The sequence below is a fragment of the Paenibacillus forsythiae T98 genome (genome assembly GCF_000520735.1).
GTDB lineage: Bacteria > Bacillota > Bacilli > Paenibacillales > Paenibacillaceae > Paenibacillus_AQ > Paenibacillus_AQ forsythiae.
In genome coordinates, this window is the sequence record NZ_ASSC01000297.1 from 1 (window position 1) to 2,806 (window position 2,806).

At 56.1% G+C, this 2,806-nt stretch carries 3 protein-coding genes; all 3 read right to left on the reverse strand.

The window, feature by feature from the left end:
* Positions 1-91: 91 nt before the first annotated feature.
* The 3 genes from L692_RS33815 to L692_RS0109740 all read right to left on the reverse strand — a co-directional run bounded on the left by L692_RS33815 (position 92) and on the right by L692_RS0109740 (position 2,623).
* Positions 92-901 carry a methyl-accepting chemotaxis protein gene (locus tag L692_RS33815; RefSeq protein WP_025699397.1) on the reverse strand — a complete coding sequence of 270 codons (810 nt, stop codon included), beginning with the start codon at positions 899-901 and terminating at the stop codon, positions 92-94.
* A gap of 125 nt (positions 902-1,026) precedes the next feature.
* Positions 1,027-2,019 (reverse strand): DUF1835 domain-containing protein, encoded by a 993-nt coding sequence (locus L692_RS0109735; RefSeq protein WP_025699399.1) that lies wholly within the window; start codon positions 2,017-2,019, stop codon positions 1,027-1,029.
* Between the two features lie 94 nt (positions 2,020-2,113).
* On the reverse strand, positions 2,114-2,623 hold the full coding sequence (locus L692_RS0109740) for an SRPBCC domain-containing protein (protein WP_025699401.1): 510 nt from the start codon (positions 2,621-2,623) through the stop codon (positions 2,114-2,116).
* Positions 2,624-2,806: the final 183 nt, after the last annotated feature.

The window sequence follows — 2,806 nt, forward strand, 5'->3', positions numbered from 1 at the left end:
ATACGGCGGCCTGCCGCTTCCCGCCTCCCCTTGCCTGTCTCCCGGTCAAGTCTATCTGCACGGATATGCCGGGCAGCCTTTCGGGCAGCCTTTAATGAAGAACGGATAACTCATTCGCCGTGGCGGCGACATGTCCATAGGCCCGGTTCAGCTCCTGCATGGACAACGCCTGATGCTGCGCGAACTCCCGGATATCCTGAACGGATTGATTTATCTGCATAATCGACTGCTTCATCGCCTCCAGCTGTTCGTGAATGTTGTTCGCCAAGTCTCCGCTCGCCGCGCCCAGCTTGCGGATCTCGGTCGCAACCACGCCGAACCCCCGGCCGAGCTCCCCTGCTCTGGCCGCTTCAATGGCGGCGTTCAGTCCCAGCAGATGGGACTGGTCGGCAATATGCTTCACCGAGGTCAGAATCTGAAAGCTGTTCTCTATTTCGTCCAGCATGGACAGCGAATGCCCGGCCAGCTGCTCCAGTCTTTCCGTAGTCGCCATGGCGGAGCGGGCGACCTCTTCCGAGGTCGCCGTCATCTCCTCGACTAGCGAAGACAGCTCCTGCGCCCCCTCCTGGAGCCTGATATTGCGATTGTTCGAGGTCAGGGAGGCCATAACGCCGATCACTTCATCGCCTTTCATGATGGGCACGGCCGTTGAAATGTACGGCACGCCGAAATGCTGCGCTCCCCGCTCTTCACGCTGCACTTTTTTGGTCTCCAGCGCCGTATAGGACACTGTGCCTTTGAATTTTTCAACGGGCGCCCCGACCGGAATCTTCAGATCAACCGTTTTGCCGGGAAGATAAGCCAGCACTTTATCCGTGTCGGCCAGTACCAGAGCCGCATCCTCCGCGTAAGTCTCTTGAATCAAACCAAGCAAATTTTGCAACTGTTCCATTTTTTCCATTTCAATCAACCGCCTGTTTAATAGAATAACCGCCTTATTCCATTATCGTCCTGTTTTCGTAAACGGTTATACAGCGATGGATTTTTTCTGAAAATTATCAAAAATAATGATTCCGGACGGGCCCGTCATCCCGAAATCAACCGGTTGGAGACCGTATCCCACCGCCACACGCCGGATTCCCCTCCCAGATGTAGACCGCCATACCACTGATCCATGTCTTTTAGTGAGGCCCAATCCTCTTCTCCGGCCAGAATCTTCCGGCCCAGCTCGGATACCGTAATTCTGCAATCGGCAAAAGAGGGCGCCGCATGGCTAAAGTCGGGGAAAGCCTCCAAGCCCTGTATATGCAGCAGCGGGTAAGGCTCCCTGGACATATTCCTCAGATGGCCCCAATACTCCAGATCGCCCATGCCCAACATATGCAATCGCTCTCCCACCTCCCCGAACAAGGCATGCGGCGCATATTCCGAGCCGGAAGTGATCTCCAAAGTAGCTTGCTCCACCGCACCAAGTCCGTTGTAAACCGAAGGGATACGGGATAAATGGGCTTCAAACGCCTTGTTCACAAAAGGCAGCGCCGAGGTGTCAGCCTGTAGGAACCGGGTATGCTCCTCCGGCAGGGGCGAGGTGTAGGCCTCCCACATTGCGCTTCCGGTCGCCAGCTCCCGCTCAGAGACCGGCCGCCAGGTGCCGGACAATGCCCGAAGCTGCTTAACCGTAAGCTGCCCCAAGCCCCGAAACCGTTCCACCCCCGGGTAGTCCCCGATACACAAGAGGCTTAGCTTCGTGTCACCAAGCGTCTGCGCAGCAAAATAATGAAGCAGGTAGCACAGCATCGTCTGATCGAACAGGTCGTATTCGAACCATAGGACGACTTCGTTATACCGCTTCAAATCGCGCAGAATTCGCTCCTGCTCCTCAATCCTCAGATACTCCTCACGCGGAATCCCGAGATTCTGCTCCAGATACCGCGCCCGCCTCTCCCGGTTCGGCTTCTTGGCCATATCGCGGAACACAGGCCCGACCGAATAAATTTCTCTCCATGCCATAACCTCCCCTTGAACCACGCCCTGCCTGAGCTTGTCCGCCACAGAATCTCCGTTTGTAATATGCAGCATGCTTTTTTCCTCCTTTATGCCAAAAAGACCACCCCTTGCACGGAATGGCCTTCTCTTCGAAGCGATGTGACTATGCGCCTTACTGATGCGAAAGTTACCGCACGGTCGCCAGGTACTCCTCCAGGCGGTCCCATGTCTCGGTGATGCCCTGCTCCATGCCCATGTCCATGACCGTCTTGAGCGCTTCGGCCGATTCGAACCGTCCCCGGCTAATGACCTTCGTCTTCCCGTCCTGCTCGATAAATTCCATCGTAATGTCCGATGACGGCATTCCCTCCGCAACATTGCCTTCCGCATCGGAGAAGTAATCGGTGTAGACGATTCTCTCCGGCGCTGCGATCTCCCGATACACCGCCTTGCCCCAGGATTCCATGCCATAGAAGTCGCCCTGCTTCTCATCGACGCACTTCATACAGTAATGCCAGACGCCCCCCGGACGAAAATCGATGCTGCATACCGGAAGAGTCCAGCCCCGCGGCCCCCACCAATGCTTCAAATGCTCCGCTTCCGAAAATGCCTTGAACACCAGCTCGCGTGGCGCATCAAATACCCGCTCCAGAACAAGCTCCTGACCTTCCACCCTGGTAATCATTTCGTTTGGCATTGTGAGATTCCTCCTTAAGATTAGGTTTCCTTCGGTTCACTTTCCCCGGCTTGCGGCTTGCTCTCTTCGGCTTGCAGCTTCTGCAGATAAATGTCCAGATTATCGAATCGCTCATTCCAGATGCTGCGGTAAGCCTCCAGCCAGGAAGCCAGCGCCCGAAACGGCTCCCCCCGCCCCCCCGCA